This window comes from Skermanella aerolata KACC 11604, assembly GCF_000936425.1.
Taxonomy (GTDB): Bacteria; Pseudomonadota; Alphaproteobacteria; order Azospirillales; family Azospirillaceae; genus Skermanella; species Skermanella aerolata.
The window spans coordinates 1-17,579 of sequence record NZ_AVFK01000070.1 but is presented as its reverse complement, the minus strand read 5'-3'; the positions used below and the strand labels follow the sequence as shown (position 1 = coordinate 17,579).

Annotated in this window: 15 protein-coding genes and 2 pseudogenes; 8 read left to right on the top strand and 9 right to left on the bottom strand. The window is 59.3% G+C overall.

Features of this window, described 5'->3' with window-relative positions:
• Window positions 1-918 precede the first annotated feature (918 nt).
• On the top strand, window positions 919-1,350 hold the full coding sequence (locus N826_RS35940; RefSeq protein ID WP_044437099.1) for a hypothetical protein: 432 nt from the start codon (window positions 919-921) through the stop codon (window positions 1,348-1,350).
• 55 nt (window positions 1,351-1,405) lie between these two features.
• On the opposite strand, the gene N826_RS35935 is transcribed toward N826_RS35940, so the two are convergent.
• From N826_RS35935 to N826_RS35925, 3 genes are all read right to left on the bottom strand, one after another.
• Window positions 1,406-2,410 (bottom strand): helix-turn-helix domain-containing protein, encoded by a 1,005-nt coding sequence (locus N826_RS35935; RefSeq protein ID WP_044437097.1) that lies wholly within the window; start codon window positions 2,408-2,410, stop codon window positions 1,406-1,408.
• A gap of 281 nt (window positions 2,411-2,691) precedes the next feature.
• The gene (locus N826_RS35930; protein WP_211099479.1) at window positions 2,692-3,564 is read right to left on the bottom strand and encodes a type II toxin-antitoxin system HipA family toxin; all 873 of its coding nucleotides are present in this window, start codon (window positions 3,562-3,564) and stop codon (window positions 2,692-2,694) included.
• Between the two features lie 323 nt (window positions 3,565-3,887).
• On the bottom strand, window positions 3,888-4,970 hold the full coding sequence (locus tag N826_RS35925) for an HAD family hydrolase (protein WP_044437096.1): 1,083 nt from the start codon (window positions 4,968-4,970) through the stop codon (window positions 3,888-3,890).
• A 554-nt stretch (window positions 4,971-5,524) separates the two neighbouring features.
• Here N826_RS35925 and N826_RS35920 point away from each other — a divergent pair.
• Together N826_RS35920 and N826_RS35915 are read left to right on the top strand one after the other, a co-directional pair.
• Window positions 5,525-5,836, top strand: coding sequence for a DUF485 domain-containing protein (locus tag N826_RS35920; RefSeq protein WP_044437095.1), 312 nt, complete (start codon window positions 5,525-5,527; stop codon window positions 5,834-5,836).
• A pseudogene (locus N826_RS35915) lies at window positions 5,833-7,161 on the top strand (sodium:solute symporter family transporter); the annotation flags it as partial. The gene N826_RS35920 and the pseudogene N826_RS35915, both read left to right, overlap by 4 nt.
• A gap of 834 nt (window positions 7,162-7,995) precedes the next feature.
• Here the strand turns inward: N826_RS35915 and N826_RS42470 are convergent.
• The 6 genes and pseudogenes from N826_RS42470 to N826_RS35895 all read right to left on the bottom strand — a co-directional run bounded on the left by N826_RS42470 (window position 7,996) and on the right by N826_RS35895 (window position 12,129).
• A complete protein-coding gene (locus tag N826_RS42470; protein ID WP_211099478.1) occupies window positions 7,996-9,105 on the bottom strand; it encodes a Fic family protein in 1,110 nt (369 codons plus the stop codon).
• A 475-nt stretch (window positions 9,106-9,580) separates the two neighbouring features.
• The gene (locus tag N826_RS35910; protein ID WP_044437094.1) at window positions 9,581-9,997 is read right to left on the bottom strand and encodes a hypothetical protein; all 417 of its coding nucleotides are present in this window, start codon (window positions 9,995-9,997) and stop codon (window positions 9,581-9,583) included.
• Window positions 9,998-10,014: 17 nt separating this feature from the next.
• Window positions 10,015-10,155: pseudogene (locus N826_RS46180) on the bottom strand (helix-turn-helix domain-containing protein); the annotation flags it as partial.
• 243 nt (window positions 10,156-10,398) lie between these two features.
• Entirely contained in the window at window positions 10,399-10,938 is a 540-nt protein-coding gene (locus N826_RS35905; RefSeq protein WP_147041076.1) for a hypothetical protein, read from the bottom strand.
• Complete coding sequence (locus N826_RS35900; protein ID WP_147041074.1) at window positions 10,938-11,678, bottom strand: hypothetical protein; 741 nt, start codon at window positions 11,676-11,678, stop codon at window positions 10,938-10,940. The genes N826_RS35905 and N826_RS35900 overlap by 1 nt, the downstream gene beginning before the upstream one ends.
• A 34-nt stretch (window positions 11,679-11,712) precedes the next feature.
• On the bottom strand, window positions 11,713-12,129 hold the full coding sequence (locus tag N826_RS35895; protein WP_044437089.1) for a hypothetical protein: 417 nt from the start codon (window positions 12,127-12,129) through the stop codon (window positions 11,713-11,715).
• Window positions 12,130-12,376: 247 nt separating this feature from the next.
• On the opposite strand from N826_RS35895, the gene N826_RS35890 reads away from it, so the two are divergent.
• From N826_RS35890 to N826_RS35865, 5 genes are all read left to right on the top strand, one after another.
• Entirely contained in the window at window positions 12,377-12,688 is a 312-nt protein-coding gene (locus N826_RS35890; RefSeq protein WP_052832691.1) for a hypothetical protein, read from the top strand.
• 4 nt (window positions 12,689-12,692) lie between these two features.
• The gene (gene mobF, locus N826_RS35885) at window positions 12,693-15,869 is read left to right on the top strand and encodes a MobF family relaxase (RefSeq protein ID WP_052832690.1); all 3,177 of its coding nucleotides are present in this window, start codon (window positions 12,693-12,695) and stop codon (window positions 15,867-15,869) included.
• Window positions 15,870-16,399: 530 nt separating this feature from the next.
• Window positions 16,400-17,062 (top strand): lytic transglycosylase domain-containing protein, encoded by a 663-nt coding sequence (locus N826_RS35875; protein ID WP_052832688.1) that lies wholly within the window; start codon window positions 16,400-16,402, stop codon window positions 17,060-17,062.
• Window positions 17,040-17,333, top strand: coding sequence for a hypothetical protein (locus N826_RS35870; protein ID WP_044437085.1), 294 nt, complete (start codon window positions 17,040-17,042; stop codon window positions 17,331-17,333). Before N826_RS35875 ends, N826_RS35870 begins: the two co-directional genes overlap by 23 nt.
• A 4-nt stretch (window positions 17,334-17,337) precedes the next feature.
• Window positions 17,338-17,579, top strand: a 242-nt coding sequence (locus N826_RS35865; RefSeq protein WP_044437083.1) for a VirB3 family type IV secretion system protein, incomplete at its 3' end; no start/stop codon positions are given.

Below are 17,579 nucleotides of genomic sequence, written 5' to 3'. Positions count from 1 at the left end.
CTCGCCGATCTTACCCGGCTATGGGAGGCGCTGCACGGGGGCAAGGTCATCGTCTTGCCGAAGTATATTTATAATAGGATCGATTATATTATTATTTTCTCCTATGAATACGACATTTTCGAGAAAATCGCATGCTGGTATTAGAGAATCGATCATGAAGGCTGGTGTTATTCAAACTTTATCTTTTGCTTTATCAGAGGGCAAGTTAGATGCCGTTGTATCTTGAGTCACGTTATCTTCCCTTATCAGACATCCCAGTGGAAGTTTCCGGCGCTATGATGACGCATTCGAAGTCGCGGTAGGTGCGGCATTATGCTCTCTATGGAGGAGAAAAAATATTATCATCGATTTTCAGTAAAAGGTTGGGTAGTTTCGCCGCGCATCGTTTTCTGTGCCAATTCCGCATTCCCTAACCACGGCGCCCAAATTGTACCACCGTGTTCCAATCAGGCTCTTTCCAGACCGTCAAGTGCTGTGTGCATTTAGAGAAGAGCGCATTGGGCATTTGGCGGAACTGAACCTCATGGGAAAGATCGCTGAACTCGATGTGCTGGTGATCCAAAGCCGGGTGCTATGCTCCCCGACAGCGATATACCAAGGAATTAACAGGCCATTAAGGGTTCCTCAGGACCCCGGTTGGTACGATCCGGAACGTGTTGTCGCAAGCGTTTGCAAACCGGCGGTTGGAGCTGATATGGTTGATGGATCTCCCGCAGCTTGTACTGCGCCTCCTAATAGCGTATTTCTTGCGCTCCTTCGTCAGGTCTATGACACTGGTCAGAGGGATCAAATTAGACGAATTCTAGGCGGTAGCGAGCGTGAGGTGTATATTCTCTCCTGGTGGGAGTGGGTGCTCGCTGACACGGGCGTTCCAAACTTGCCAGATAACCATGAGTCGCGTTTTGGGGAGAAATGGGTATGGCCGTAGAAAGCAGGACTGCGGAGTTGTTCACGCGGCTGTATGCGAAGGCAAAACCGTTTGAACCCACAGCGTATTTCGATCCGGAAATGGACCAGCTCCTATATCTTACGAGCAATGCGGCTTACCGGGCTGAACGGGTGGACGCTCGCCTGACCATTCTTTGGGATGCACACGAACTCCGAATCGTCGGCATAAAGCTTAAGGGGTTCAGAAGCTTGTTCGACGAGTTGAAAGCCGAAGGATTGGTTGAGGAAAGTCGCTTCCTCCCGCTCTGCAAGGCAATCAGCATGCTCATGGAACGGATGGTCGCCTCTGCGAATACGGCGAGTGACGATCTTCCCTACCGACAACGTGCCACATGGTACAAGAAAGCCGAGGAATTCGTCGGCGGCTATCGCTTTGACGAACGTCAGCTTATAGCGGCCTGAATCCGGTTTTTAACGGAACTTGCGGGCGAGGAGACATTCGGCGCGGCTCACGCCGCTATCGAACCTCCCCCCGGCTTTTCATCTCGCGCAACTCGCGCTCGACAAGATCGCGTTCCAGGACATAGCCGCCGAAGCGCTCGTACAGCGGTCTGAGCAGGTCATGCACCACGCCGGCCAGATCGTCCTCAATCCGTCCAACCGCCGCCTCTACTGCCAGATGAGCCTCTGGCAACCGGCTGCGGTGGACGCTGACGATCAGGCTGCGGTCCGCCGGCTTCGCCCAGGTGGCGAGATCGCGGCCCTCGATGCCGGTATAACGGGCACGTAAGCGGATTTTGACATCGTCCTTGGTTGCCATCGACCGGGCGACGCGGGCCGCGTGGGAAAGGCCTTCGCCAGCGCGCCAGATCGGCAGCGTTACGTCGAAGAACGTTCCAGGCTGAAGGACATCGGCGCCATCCTCCTGATAACCACGCTGCAAGTAGAACTGCCCCTCCGTCGAAGCGCGCCAATAGTCGCTATGGGCGGCATCGTCGAATACCCGGTCCGCCCTCGGATTGCCAAGCCAGCACTCGACGCCGTCCTCGACCGGAACAGGAGCCAATTCCGGCTTGGTCGGAACCCAGAAGGGCGGACAGCCGCTGTACCGCACCACCGATTTCTCAAGGATCTCGACCAGCCGCTTTGGCGAAAGCCGTGCGATCTGCCCGGTCACCTCATAGTCGAAGCTGTAATTACCATGCGGCTGACGCGCCGGGGCGTCTTCGGCAAGCGCTGCCACCAGCTCCGCCCAGCGCTGCCGGCAAGCGGCCACGAAGGCATCCTGGGGGGAGGTTCTGTTTTCGGCAACCAGTCCCACGACACCCAGTATGGCAAGCGCGCGGCTGAGCGAGATCGACGTATCGCCCTGATCGAAGGCGACGACCGTGGTCCTGCCGACGCCCGCAAGGGCGGCATGCTGCACCTGGGTCATCCCCTCTTCCTTGCGCCGGCGGATGGTTTCGGCAACAAGCGCCGGCCAGTCGAGCGGCTGGACTACTCTTCGAGGATTCTGCCGCATGCATCCTCCACGATCCCGGCGTATCGGTGAATGAAGCCGTCCGCCAGTTCCGCATCCGGAGGCACGATGGTCCCGCTCCGCCTGATACGATCCCCGATCTCCTTGAGGGCCACTTGGATCGCTCTGGCGGGAAGCCCGATGGCCTGACCTAAGGCTAGGACCAGCTTGCGGTCGATCCGGTCGGTTTGAACGTGATCGCCGCATAGCGACAGCGCAAATTCAGTCTTGTACCTGCCGCCATAGACCAGCGTATTCAGCAGATCGTAGGCTGGCGATAGCCGCTATCCATCAGGCGTTTCCAGAAGCGAGAAGTTTTTCAGGTGCGCATCCGCGTTCCCGATCAGCACGCAGAACACGACACGGCGGAAGAACTGATCGACGTCTATCTGTGGGCGCGCCGAGTGATCCCTGATCGCGAGGGCGATTTCCTCATAGCTTCCGGCGTACTTCCCGGTGAAATCGCGACCACGCGGGCGGCTGAGGATCTGGGCAAAATCCTCCAGCCGGAGCTTGGCCAGCCTTTCCGTGCGGTCGAAACGCTTCACGACGAGCGCCAGCCCGTCGATTCCGGCAACGACGGCAGTGTCAAACTCCGTGACCTGCTTCGTGCCCAGGACATCGCGCGCCAGACGCAGCGAAAGAAGCTCGTAGCGGACCAATGTGTCGTCCGACTGGCCGTTGTATTTTGCGATGTGCGTGGCGGGACCTTCGGCTTCCGCCGGGTGGTATTGGCCGTCGCGACGGATGGCGAAGAGCTTCTTTTGTACGCCCGGGACGGTACGGCTGCCCGCCACTGGCGCCATGGTTTCCGCATCGACGGAGCCCGATGGCACCGCAACCGGCTCTATCGCACGGACGCCGACGGCACCGATGCAGTCCTGCCCATAGCGCAGCAGCAGTCCGAAATCGTCCTCCTCTTCCACCCGTCCGGCGCGGGCCTGCTTTTCGCGAAGCCAGCCTTCGGGACCCAGGTGCTGGAAGAACGGGTGCAGACCGGTCGGCCATGCGTGTTCCCGCTCCCCCAGCGGGAGCGCACAGGCGATCGTCTCGACCGCGTCAGGGCTATAGACAAATCGCGTGCCGCCCTGTGGAGTCTCGTAGAGCGCTCCGACCGCTTGATCCTTAAAAAGAATGTCCACGCTTCGCTCGGCCACCAGTGTCTCATTGTCGAGACAGGTTGCGGCTCCATCCTGTCGAGCGGGGTAAAAAGTTCAATATAACGGATCTTCAGCCCATGAGGCATCATCAAGTCTGATATCGCGGACTATCTGAGAAATCATCACCCCACTACAATATCAAAGCCGGAAAGTGTCGGCCTGTCGTGCGGCTTTGAGCCGTGACAGAAGTGTTGGGCCACGGCCCAACCTACGAAGCAGGAGCCTGTAGGTTGGGCCGTGGCCCAACACCGGCGCGCCGACAAATCAAAATTTTCCGTTCTGTCAAAACCAGGCCACGCCGCAACAGATCAGCAGACCTCTTACTGGATCACGTCAGGCTTCGCGATCACCCAGTTCTTGTCCGCCGTCACCGGCAACCCAAGCTCCTTCTGGCTCGCCGCGAACTTCTCCTGCATCCCGGTGATCTGCTTCAGGTATTTCTCCCGCCGGTCGACCCAGACCCGCACGCCGCCGTTCTCCACATCGGTCCCGTGGAACAGCATCGGCCCGTCGCTGACCGGCGTGTCGCCCGCGACCAAGACAGGCTTCTTCCACTCGTCGATATAGGACAGGATCGCCGCCTGCTTGCCGGAATACCATGTCAGCGGTGCCCACAGGTACGGAGTCATCTCCATTCCCATGGTCGCCTGCCAGTCGTACTTCTTATCCGCGATCAGCTTGCGCGCCGTCGTAAGGGTTCCGGTGCCGCGGTCCTTCAGAAGCATCGATACGCCGATGACGTTCTCCGGCTTGATGTTGTAACCGTATTTTGGGTCCGACGCGACCATGCGGACCAGTTCTTCGCTGGCGGCCGAGATGACATAGACCTCGATGCCGTTCTTCATCAGCAGGTTGACCAGCTCCTTCTGCCCGGTATAGGGCTTCGGCGGGTTGATCTCGATCGTCTTGACGGTATCGCCGTCATAGTAGTCGCTCGGGATCGGCTTGCCATAAGCCATCAGTTCGTCGACGTAGCCCTTCAGCTCGCGCAGCGTGAAGCCGGAGAATACCTGGGCAACCCAAGGGTAGCAGACCTGATCGTCGATCTCGCACAGCCGGTAATAGTAGCTGTTCAGGCTTTCCTTGTGACCGCCGACATCCTTGTACGGGATCAGGTTCAGCGACGGGTCGAGCCGGTCGCGCGTCAGGACGCCCTTCATCTCCAGGAACGGCAGAAGCGACTCCTCGAGGTCGTAGCGGTACAGCGTGTTGTCCATGTCGAACACCGCGAAGGCGCCCTTGTTGGCATGGCGCGCGACGACGGCGTTCAGCGTTGAAGCCGCCTCCGGGCTCCAGTGCGCCAGCTCCTGCGCCGATGCCGCAGCCGAGGTCATCGCACCCGCCATGGCAAAGGCCGATCCGAGCATCAGGGCACCGGCCAGCAGGCCTTTGAAGGTTCTCACGGGTTCTCTCCTCCTTCTGATGAATGCCAGGGGCAAGCTCCCGCGCGGGACTACCCTGCGGAATCAACTCCGATTTTCCTAAAAGGATGCGGAACCGGTCTGCGCGATTGCGACCGCATCTGCCTGAATACGGCACGTCATCCGTTTATTTTCCTAACCTGATGGGGTAATATGTCTCTATCGATCGGGGTAAATAAAGAATAATGACCTATGATGACGTTCAGTGACGCTCCTGTGAAAATTGCCGGTCGTGACAGAAAATGATGACATTTGCGTACATCCGTAGCTTCGAGGGGGGTGTCTACATACCTGAGCGAGAGTGGAGACCGCTCTGTATATCTCCCTGCGACATCAAAGCTACTGCCCAGGACGCCTTGTAAAGGCTACCGAAAGCCCGCAGCGGAAGTCATGGCTGCCGCACCGGAACCGTCACTTCTACCCGGCAGTCTCCGGGCGCTGAAAAACATAACAGATCGAAGCTGGAACGACCCCGGACGCGGCCTCCCCTGACCGGCCTGGGACAAGCCGGCGGTGAATAACGAACAGGAGGCGTCATGTCCCAACTGATCTACGCCAGGGTTCGCGAGAACCCCAAGTACCAAGCCCTGGTGAAGCGGCGGGGCCGCCTCGCGGCGATCCTGTCGGCTATCGTGCTGGTGGCCTATTACAGCTTCATGATGGTGGTGGCTTTTGCTCCGGCCATGCTGGGCAAGCCGCTGAGCGAGGGCATGACGCTCAGCATCGGCATTCCGATCGGGGCCGCGATCATCGTCATTTCGTGGCTGCTGACCGGCGTCTACTCGTATTTCGCCAACGGTCCGTTCGAAGACCTCACCAACGACCTGATCCGGGAGACGGCGGAATGAACCGTCCGATGTTCAAATCAGCGGCCTCCGCCCTCGGCATCGCCCTGGCCGTTCTGGTCCTGACCCTGGGCGAAGCCGCCTTCGCGGCGCCGGCCGATCTGGGCGCCGTGGACAAGCAGGCGATCAACCCGACCGCCATCGTCATGTTCTTCGCCTTCGTGCTCGGCACGCTCGGCATCACCTATTGGGCGGCCAACCGCACCAAGTCGGCGGCCGATTTCTATACGGCGGGCGGCGGCATCACCGGGTTCCAGAACGGCTTGGCCATCGCCGGCGACTACATGTCGGCGGCTACCCTGCTCGGCCTGTCCAGCCTCGTCTTCGCCACCGGCTTCGACGGCTTCATCTACATCATCAGCTTCTTCGTCGGCTGGCCGATCATCCTGTTCCTGGTGGCGGAGCGGCTGCGCAACCTGGGCCGCTTCACCTTCGCGGACATCGCGTCCTACCGGCTCGACCAGACCAAGATCCGGACCTTCGCGGCGATCGGCTCGCTGACGGTCGTCTGCTTCTACCTGATCGTCCAGATGGTCGGCGCCGGCCAGCTCATCAAGCTGCTGTTCGGGCTCGACTATGCCGTGGCCGTGATCATCGTCGGCGTGCTGATGGTCGTCTACGTGACCTTCGGCGGCATGATCGCGACCACCTGGGTCCAGATCATCAAGGCGGTCCTGCTGCTGGGCGGCGGCACGGTGCTGGGCATCCTGGCGCTGGCCCATTTCGGCTTCGACCTGAACTTCATGGCGTTCGAGGCCGTGTCGTCCCACAAGGCCGGCGTCAAGATCATGGCGCCGGGCTCGCTGCTGTCCGATCCGGTTTCCGCCGTGTCGCTGTCGCTGGGCCTGCTGTTCGGCACCGCCGGGCTGCCGCACATCATGATGCGTTTCTTCACCGTGCCCAACGCGCGGGAAGCACGGAAGAGCGTGTTCGTCGCTTCCGGCTTCATCGGTTTCTTCTTCCTGGTCGTCGCCGTCCTCGGGCTGGCCGCGATCACCATCGTCGGCACCGATCCGCAGTTCTATGAAGGCGGCAAGCTCGGCGGCAAGATCATCGGCGGCGGCAACATGCCGGTAATGCATCTGGCCAAGGCGCTGGGCGGCGATCTCTTCCTCGGCTTCCTGTCCGCCGTGGCTTTCGCGACTATCCTGGCCGTCGTGTCCGGCCTGGCGCTGGCGGGAGCTTCCGCCATCTCCCACGACATCTACGCCCGCGTCATCCGCAAGGGCAAGGCGACCGAGAAGGAGGAGATGAGGGTCTCCAAACTCGCCTCGCTAGCACTGGGCGTCGTGGCGGTCGTGCTCGGCATCCTGTTCGAAAAGCAGAGTGCCGACCGTCTCAGTTAAGAGCCAATGACAGAAAAGGCGTTGTTTTTGAGTAGCTTATCAAAAATGTATTATCTTCTGCCGCTGGCGTACGATGCTCTAGGGTAACACAGGGGTTACAAAACTTAGAAGCAAGCGATACTTAAGACGGCGAGTACAGCGAGATCAAATTCGGTCAAAAAGTCGCTAGAAAAAGTACAGACCAAGAGCGGCAAATTATGCGATGATAGGTGGGTCTGTTTTACATAAACGCCGTGCTTCAGATGTACGGCAGGAACGATCCCAAAGCCATCCGCCCCAAGCACGCTCCGTTTGCTCACGTCCTTGGCACGTTGATACGGATGGAGGTCTGGAGCAGATGCCGATAGTTGGCGCTATGGAGTGGTGGGAAAAAATCTGACGACTATATCAAAAGCACAGTCTGGACCAATTTTTCTGGACGGCGAGTCACGACTATGTTGACATGCTGAAACGAGGTGGCGCTCATCAACCGCCCCTTCATCTCAGTCTAAGCGGGATCAGCGCTTAGGCCAGGATCGACAGTGAGAGACTACCGTCTCCCAATGTCCGAGTCGGAACCGCTGGTACGAGCGTACCGAGACAGGTTTCGGCCAAGTACAGGCTGCTCTCATAGCAACTTCTCCTGTGGATGCCGGGGTTAACCCCGGCGTTCCGGGGTGCCCTGTGCGCCCCGCCCGTATCAGGACACAAGGGCAGGCAGGAGAAGGCGGCGATGAGTGCCAGTAACGACGTCAACATGACTCGGGGCTCAGAGTCAACAGGTTAGTGCGGCAACTCTAGGCTAAGATTTAGTTTGTTCAACTCTGTACGCCAATATCAATCGGCGGCTTTGCTCTCGCTTGTCTCATCGCGGTTTCGCCACGGCAAGAAGGCTAGGATTTTCTCGCGATTTGCAACGATGCCGCCGCGACGTCTCTCGATTAAACCCATTTCTATTAATGCATTCACATCTCGAATTACGGTTTTAGGCGTTTTTAGATGATATTCAATGCTTAACTCTGGGGTCAGAATGGATATTTTATTAACGGGAACAACAGTACCCATTTCTGAAAGGCACAGCACCAGCTTTCGCCTTCGTACATCGGTTGGACTGTTTTTCTCCTCGAACTCCTTATGTATATAATTAATCCACGCGACACGCCATTGCTGTTCTCTGATGTACGCAATTTGCTCCCGAAGTCCTTCCGCTAATCCTGTTGCAGAATATTTAATGAAAGCAACAACCTGATCTTCGGACTCTACTGCACGGTCAAGTGCTTCATAATACTTGTTGCGAGTTCGATTGTAATAATTGCTCAACAGGTGTGTAGTAGGTTGCGCAAATCCCGCTGACATAAGGATGCAAAGTTCTATAAGCCTAGCGGTTCTGCCATTCCCATCTCCAAAAGGATGGATCCAAACAAAATAAAGGTGTGCATACACAGCTTTAATAACATTGAACGCAGCTTTAGCGTTGTCTGGGCAAGGAAAATTATTCAGAGTTTCACACATTTTTTCTAAAAGATAATCGCAATCTTGAGGAGGAGCGCATCTGTACCTTCCGACGACTACAGAGTGCTCTCGAATTTTCCCAGGAACTACATCTTCATCAACTTCAAGTTTTTCAAGAACCATAGAGTTCAAATATTTTAGTAGTTCAACCGTAATTAGTATCTTTCCATTTTCGTAAATCATCTTTGTAATTTCATTAGTAGCATGACAAATGTTTTTGATTTCTTGAGCTAGATACTCCTGCGAAGGGGGAAGTTTTAGTTTTCCCGATATAATTTGCCCAGCCTCCTCTTCAGACAACGTGTTGCCTTCGATGGCGGTAGTGGCTAAAGCACCTTTAGTAAGGTAGAGCTGGTGAATTTTTTCGGCGACATCAGGAGCGAGAGGGACGCCAGCAATATGATCGCACTTGGATCCGATTTCGCCCAAAGTCATCCAGAGTTCATAGCCAAACTTGCGCAGATCAAGTTCGAACGTTAGCCATGGATGTGTCTGCTCGTAAGTCCTAGGCATTGTCCCTCTTAACCCCTTATTAATGATAGCTTTTTTGCCTATAGCTCAAGCTATGATGTCCATTTAGCCGTCCACATGTTTGGCACAACTGACGAACAATGTCGATGCCTACCTTGATCTGACCATATCAATCGTAGGCCGTATGTGAATTCCAGCTACATCTCACGCGCTATGCGCCTTGATCGGCAAGTGACAAGGCATACCCACGCTGTCAGTAGCCGCAGAAGTTCACCGATTGGCCCATGCTGCCTGTGCACTTGGCTATGATAGTTGCTGCTCAAGGCCTGACCAGAGCAATAATCCCCAACCAGCGCTCGATCTACGAGCGCCCACATCTGCAATCACCACTATTAGAATTGGCTTTGGGAGCAACCGTACAGCGGCCTCATCATGGGCGCTAACAGAGTAGCAGCACTCCTGTCGGCCACCGGCTGACCACTGGACACTGGCGGCAGTCGAAATATTTCATGCTGCCGAGTCGTAGATGGCTCGCCTGCTCGATGCTGCCATGGCATGGGAACATAAAATCAGATGCGGCGACAGTAATCTCGGACACCCGCTGCATGATCACCGGGTGACGGGGCTCTTCCCTATGCAAACGATGGTCAACTAGAAAGCCGGCCTTGACTACGGCATCATGGCCTTGCGCTGCCTTTTTGCGGATGTCTTCACTGAACTGGGAGAGCATTGACTCGGCCCGCGCTTTATTCTCGCGTCCCACAGCGCTGATATGAGTGCTTTTTCGGATGCGATGTCCCGCTTCGGTACCCGTGGCGTACCAGTAGCCATTCCTCTTGACGGGCTTGCGCGGCATTGGGTGCGCTCCATTAATTGGTTGATATGCGCCTCCGTGAACCGCCGCTTGCTTCTGATCATCGAGCAGCAGTCAGGATGCTTGGCGAGGAGACGAAGCAGTGTCTTGACCGAAACCTTGAGTAAATCGGCCGCTTCCTGCTGTGTGTAGATGATCATCGCCTTCCTTTCTTCACGAGATTACTCATCGAATGGGTAAACATCTCTCAATGATGAGTAGAAAACTCCAACAAAGTGTCACAAGTGATTAGCGCACCTTTCAATAATAAAACACGCGTTATCAATAACCACAAGCATCTCTTCGACGTTTGTGTCCAGGAGAGTTAAGCCATATTGCGAAAGGTAAGTACGCGCCCTGGGATGAAGTGACGTATTACATGATCCTTCGGTTCGAAATTTTGATTACCTGTTGGCTTCAGGGGCGCCGGGCCCATCGATCCACAAGGGGATCGAGCAGGCCTGTCGGCCATCGGCCGACCACACAGCGGACCCTGAGCAATGATCCAGAGCCTTGCGGGGGTCGTTGTTTCGCATCAGCCGCAGCCAGATGCCGGCGGCATCCGGCCCAGCTTGGAACGCCATGGCGACCTGGCGCTCCGTCGTCTCCACCGATTGACGGCCGCTGCTCCAGCCCCACCAATAACCGCAGCCGCCCCCGAGAACGAGGCAGGCAGCGGCGACGCTTCCGGCGATCAAAGCCGTCTTTCTCTCCAGACGCAGACGGTGTTTCACCGCGGCGTTGCGCATCGACGCATCAGCCTGCCGCGCGATCCGCTTGACCAGGTCGGCCTCGGCTTCCTGGGTAAGACCGCGGGCGCCGACCTGAACAGCGTCCTTCGCCGCCGCCGCCGTGTCGAACAGCATCTCCAGCACGAGAAAGAGAGGCTTGTCGTCCCCGATGCCGGCCGCCCGGCATTTCTGGCGGAAGTCGTCCCGTGTCATCACGGCAGCCAATCTGCGACGCCGAGCTTCTGGCGCTTAGCCTCCAGATCCTCCAGCCAGCTCTCCGTCATGAACTGCTCGACCGGATCGAGCGGCTCATCGCCCAGGCCCGCAGCCGCGTCGTAGAAGTTCTGCCTGCCGCCCTTTACGAGATCCATGCAGGGCAGCTTGGTCATCAGCATCGGCTTGGCGCCGCCGACCAGCATCTTCTGAAAACCGGGGTGCTTCGTCGTCTGCTCGAAGGCTCCAACGACGGTCTTGCCCTCGCGGATGACGCCCTCGTTGAGCACTAGGATCGTCCGCTCCGGCCGGAAGTAGCCTGCATCATAGATGGACAGGCAGTGCCGTAGATCCTCGACCTCCGGACCGAGGACGTAGATCGCAACCGGCTCGATCCCGCGCCGTGCGCAGAATTCCACGAGCATCAGGTCGCGCCCGTACTCCAGCATGAAGCGGTCGCCGCCGCCGAAATCGACCACGGCCGACGTCTTCTCCTTCGTCATCCGGTTGAGCAGCTTGCTGAACGCCGCCTTGACGTCGGGCAGCTCCTCGGTCGGCGGAACCATCGCGTCGGGGAACAGGTCGGCCAGCGTCTTCGACCGGGCGTCGAAGTCGGCCACGATCGCGGACCGCCCCTGGTTCTGGGCACGCCATGCGATCTCACTTAAGAGCGTCGACTTGCCTCCGAAGCCACGGCCAAAGCCGACAGCCAGGACCGGCGACTTGGTAACGGACGTCACACAGGGAGCGTCCAAGGTGCTCGACTTTGCCATTTCAAATCCTTCCAGAACGTCGGTTCATTTCGGCCATTAGTGCGGTCATGGGATCGTCAGCGGGTGCGGTTGGGGGTTTGGAGGGCAGTGACTGCAATGAGGCCGCAGGACTGAAAACCTCGACAGCGGCCGGGGCCCTTGATGCCATTCGAGCCGCTATCTGCTGCCGGCGCTGCCTGACACGGAACCAGGTTCGGCGAACCGTTTCCGGTTTCAGGTCGCTGCCGTCGAGGTTACGGAACCCCAACTCGGCGAACACAGTGGTCAGGTGCGGCCAGTTCAGCCGCACGTCCTCAAACAGCGCGACCAAGTCGTCGTGATTGCCGGCCATCCATTGGTGAAGCGCCGGCCGCCGGTCACCGCCTTCCTCAATCGCCTGCCGCACACGCAGCAGGAAAGCCGGGTCTTTCCTCGTCATCTGAAATCCTTCTGCGGTGCCGTGACAGGTTGAGACACATCCGTGACTGCCACCGTCACCGAACTATATCGTATCTATGTTGACTACAACAACCCCATCGTGTCAAATCCGTCATCGGATCGTGATTGATCCGGCCCAAATCGTGACGGAAGCGTGCGCGTCAAAATTTGGGTCAGACCAAGGAACCCACCGTTCGGTGGTGTTCGATCAGGTGAGGGGACTTTCAATGCCGAGCGGAGATGCTGTCTTGGAGAAGCTGGTCAGGTTGGAGACCACCGTGGAAACCCTGGCGCGCGGGCTGATCCTGATGACCGAGACGTTGGCAACGCATTCCGAAATGCTGGGCCAGATCCTGGAGGCGTGTTCGGTTGAGGCGGAGGAAAGCCCCCTGACCGAGATCTTGGAAGAGATCGCCGGGGCCATCCAGCAGCAGACCGCCGCCCTCATCGGCATAGGTGAGAACCTCGACAATCTGGGCCCGGGTATCGAAGTGGCGGTCGTTCGCGGTGTCAGCCGGGCAGCCGGCCGGACCGACGCCGACGGCGTATTGCAGGAATAATCTCTTGCTGACTTACGGGACGATCGCGGCCGGGTCGCCGTCCAGCATGGCGCCGATGTCGCGCCACCTGCTGACCCAGACGATACCGCAAGAAGTCGCGGACCTCGCGCGCTACTACACCCAAGGCATGGAGGTCGGCCAGGACGAGGCGCTGCCGCGGCGCGACATGCACCCGATCGTCGCAGCAGGACTTGGTATCGATCCTGACAAGCCCGTGACGATAGATCAGATCAATGCCCTGCTGGCTGGCCGGCGGGCCGATGGCGAGAAGATCGAGGGGAAGCAGTATTCCAAGATCCGGACATTCACGGACGCCGCCGGACAGGTTCAGGAAAAAGTGCCGGTCGGCGCTGTGGACTTCTGCCTGACGCCAGACAAGAGCGTCAGCGTTGCCTGGGCGTTCGGCACGCCAGCGGAGCAGGCGGCGATATACCAGGCACACCGCGAAGCCGCCCAGGACACCATGCGTTACATCGAGGGCGAGATCGCCAAGGCCAGCAAGGGCAGAGGCGGCAAGGATGGCTTTGACCAGGGCTACATTGGCTGGGTTTCCTTCGACCACTACACGTCGCGGCCGACGCTGTGGATCGCGCGGGAAGAGAACGGGCAGCGCATCACCGAAAGCGTCCCGATCCAGGTTGCGGGAGATCCGGAATTGCACACGCACTTCACGGTGACGAACGCGGTCTTCTGCGAGAACGGCCGGGTCGGCGCGCTGGATCTCGACCGTTTGCAAGGTCTAATAAAGGAAGCCGGCGCGCTTTATCAGGCGCACGTGGCGCAGAACCTGCGGACCATGGGCGTTGAAGTCATCCTCGACCGGGATACCGGCGCTGCACGGCTGCCGTCCATCCCGGAGAACGTCCGCGACCACTTCAGCAAGCGGACCACGAATGGTGAGCAGGCGGCGCGTGAATACGCGAAGACCCAGGGATTGGACTGGGACGACCTGAGTGCCGAGAGGCGGGCCGGGCTCCTCAAGAGCGCCGTGCAGAGCGTTCCCAAGGGTATCGATGACGAGACACGCGCCAAGCTCAGCAAGGACGACATGGCGGATTTCAAGGCATGGCAGCAGCAGGCTGACAGCCTGAGTTGGAAGCATGAAACCATCGTCTCCCCCACCGGCCTGGTGCAGGAAATCAGCCGTGAGCAGCGCATCGACAGGGCCTATACCGAGGCGTTGCACTGGCTTGAAAAGGATCTGGACGCCCGCGCGGTAATCGGAGAACGGGACGCACGCACGGCGGCAGCCCGTGGCCTGATCGCCAGCGGGATCGAAAACGCCTGGGACCTCGACCGGATTGTCGCCGAGTTCCAGGCGCGTGGCGTGCGCCAGCAGGGCGAGATGACAACCCTGATCGTCGGGCAGGAACAGGACAAGCGTGGCCGATCGATCACCACCGGTTTGCACGAGGCGCAGGAGAAGGAGTTCATCTCCAAGGCTCGCATAGCGGCATCTGACCAGTCGAACGCTTTGCCGGTCGACCGGATCGCGGCAGCGGTCGAGCGATCGGGACTGGACTTCGCCGGCGACCACGGCAAGCAGCAACTTAAGGCAATCCATGATCTGGGCGAGGGCGGCAAGCTGGGTGTCATGATCGGTGCCGCCGGCGCCGGGAAGACGACGCTGCTCCAGCCGCTGGTGTCGGCGTGGCAGGAAGACGAGCGCCGGGTCTATGGCATCGCGTTGGCCTGGCGACAGGCTGACGATCTGATCGACGCCGGGATCAAGCGCGAGGACACCAAGGCCCTCAGCGTGTTCTTCCAGGGCGTCAAGAAAGGCGATGTCGTGCTCGACCACAAGGCCGTTGTCGTGGTCGACGAGTTGTCGCTGCTGGGCACCCGGCATGGCCTCGACCTTCTCAGGCTCCAGGACGAGCACAAGTTTCAGCTTGTGATGATCGGCGACGACAAGCAGTGCAGCAGCATTGAAGCCGGCCCAATCATCGACTTGGCGCGCAAGGCGCTGGGCGATGCCGCCGTGCCGGAGATCCTGACAACTGTCCGACAACAGACTGAGCGGGAGCGTGACATCGCCGGCGCGTTCCGAGATGGCCGGGCAACCGATGCCATTAACATGAAGCGCGAGGACGGCACGGTCGAGTTGGTGCCCGGCGGTTACCGGGAAACTGCGGAGCGGACGGCGGCACTGCTGATGGACCGGATCAAGGCGAACAGCCAGGACGCGAAGTTTACGATCACCGTCTCGGCGCCGACCAATGCCGACGCACACCGGGTCGGCCTCGCCATTCGGGAGCAGCGCCGGGAGATTGGCGCGATCGGGCGCGACCTCGTCGGCATCAAGGCAGCCGACCGGGACGGAAACGGCTATGACATGAAACTGGCCGTGGGAGATCGGGTGCGCCTGTTCCACAGCGTTGCGGCAGAAGGGCAGCGCGGCGGCAGCATTGGCCGCAATGGAACGGTCCTGACCGTGCTGTCGGCCGACAAGCTGGGCATGACGGTGCGCAACGCCAAGGGCACCGAGGGTTACGTGCCGTGGAAGTCGCTGACCCGTGACGGGCAGATCCGGCTGGCCTATGGCGAGGTGATGACGACGCACACGGCGCAGGGCTCGACCTCGACCGAGCACATCTATGCGATGCCGGCAGGGACTCGGATGGTCACCGGGTTTTCTGCTTACTCCAGCGGCACCCGGCATAAACAGCAGTCCTTCATGCTGATCAGCGAGGGCGCCGAGCGTGCCGAGGTGACTACGCGACGCGCGGTCAATGATCCCCGGCCGATCGGTAGCGCTGATCTATGGGCCAATGTCGGCCGCAATCTGGGACGCCAGCCGGATAAGGCCACTGCGCTCGATTTTCTCGAGAGCGCATCCAACCTCAAGCGTGGCGCTGTCCGATACCTACAGAGCGGGCTGCAACCGGCAGAGTTGCGGGGGCGGCGCGGCCTGGAGCCGACGACTGCGCACATCACATGTCGGCGCCGGCAGGATGCCCAGGGCGTAAGTCAGATTGCCCTGCGGCTGAAGTCGTTGTCCCACGACCTGGCCCCGGTGCTCGCACGATTGGAGACTATCGGGGTGAAGATCAGCGATACAGTCCGCCAGAGGATGGAACGGCCGACGCCGTCGGTGACCATCGAGCGAGTTTTAAGGTCCAACGAGAAAAGGGAGCAGGTGAAGCAGCAGCATTATCAGAAAATATCAATGAAACGATGACGTTACTCTGCCTTCTTATTGGCCCACGCATGCATTGCCGTCGCTAGAATGACGTTCTGCCTGTAGCCGAACTCCGCGGCCAGAGATCGGACTTCCTCGCGGAGATCTTCCCCAATCCTCACAGGTCGGCTGGGCGCTACCTTGATCGCCTTCCAGTCAACGGCATCTCCACGCCGCACTGCTGTGGCCAGGTCGTTGACAGCGCGGGATAGGGACTCCCGATAGGAGATCTGTTCGCGATCTGCTCTTGCTTTAAACGCGTCCCAATCTTCTGCGGTAATGCCCGACACCGAAGTCGTAACGTAGGGCGGGCCTTTCTTAGGCGGCATGAGTCCTCTGTTCAAATATGCCGCCTTGTTATTGCCGTAAATGCCTTGCCGCGCAACAAATGCATCCATCTCAGGCCCTAGCCTTCCGAAAAAAATGACGCCGACTCGGGGATGATATTGCTCGATCCGATGTCGATGGTATATACGTATCTAAGTTAGATACAACATCGTGCGTCAGGCAATCCAGTTTCCCGGTGACAAATGACATCGCTCCCGCTGGCCGTCGTTCTCCAACTAGCCGTTGCCAACGCACCCCAGGTGGCGCCGGAAACCGTCGCCGCCTTTGCCCAGGCGGAAAGCCGGCTCTACCCATTTGCGATCTTCGACAACACTGCCCGCAAAAGCTACGCGCCGGCATCGGCTGAGGAAGCCATCGTCATTGCCCGAAGCCTGCTGGATCGCGGCCACTCGATCGACGCCGGGCTGATGCAGATCAACAGCGCGAACTTCGGCCGCACCGCCCTGGACGCCGACACAGCCTTCGATCCCGCGCACTCGGTTCGTGCGGGCGCACAGATCCTGGTCGATGCCTACCAGTGGTGCCGCGAACGGCAGCCGACCGCCGAGCCACTCCGCTGCATGGCCAGCGTCTACAACACCGGCCGCCCGACCGCCGGCGAGCGCAACGGCTATGTCGGCAAGGTCTTCGCCGCCGCCGATCATCTGGTTCCAGCAATCCGGCAGTCGGTCCCGGAGAAGCCCGCCGCCACCGGTGAACCTGCCGCGCCCATCGTTCCGCACGCTTGCGGACCGCCGCCACCAGCCTGGGACGGCTGGGCCGTCTCCTCCTACCGCATGTGCGTAACCCGAGCGTCACTCACTCAACCGGAGCCGAAATCAAATGAAGACCACCGAACTGAATAACCGCCTCCACAACGCCATCGTCCTGACCATCGTCCTGGCGGCCTTCGCTGTCATGCTGATGCCCGACATGGCCTTTGCCCAGGGCCAGGGGCAGGCGCTGGTCGATTACTCCTATGAGGAGTACGGCCGCCCGCTGCTCAACATCGCGGTCATTGCTGTCGCGATGACGATGTTCTTCCTCCGCTTCAGCTTCCCCGTCATCGGCATGGTCGCCGCTGGCGGCATGACTTTCGCGAACTACAACGCGATCGTCGGTCTGTTCGGAGCCTGATGCGATGGACACCAGCACAGACCGCATGGCCCGCGAAGATACGCTTCATGTCGGCGCTGCCCGCCCGGCGCGGCTGTTCGGCCTGCCCTACCCGCTCGCCGTCTTCCTCGGGTTCGTTTTTTACATGATCCAAACGAACCTGACCGGCTGGTACGGCCTGACTTGGGCGGTTGCGGTCGTCGGTCCGTGCTGGGGTCTCGCCTACGTGATCGTGGCCCACGACCCCTACGGCGCCAGCGTCGTCGT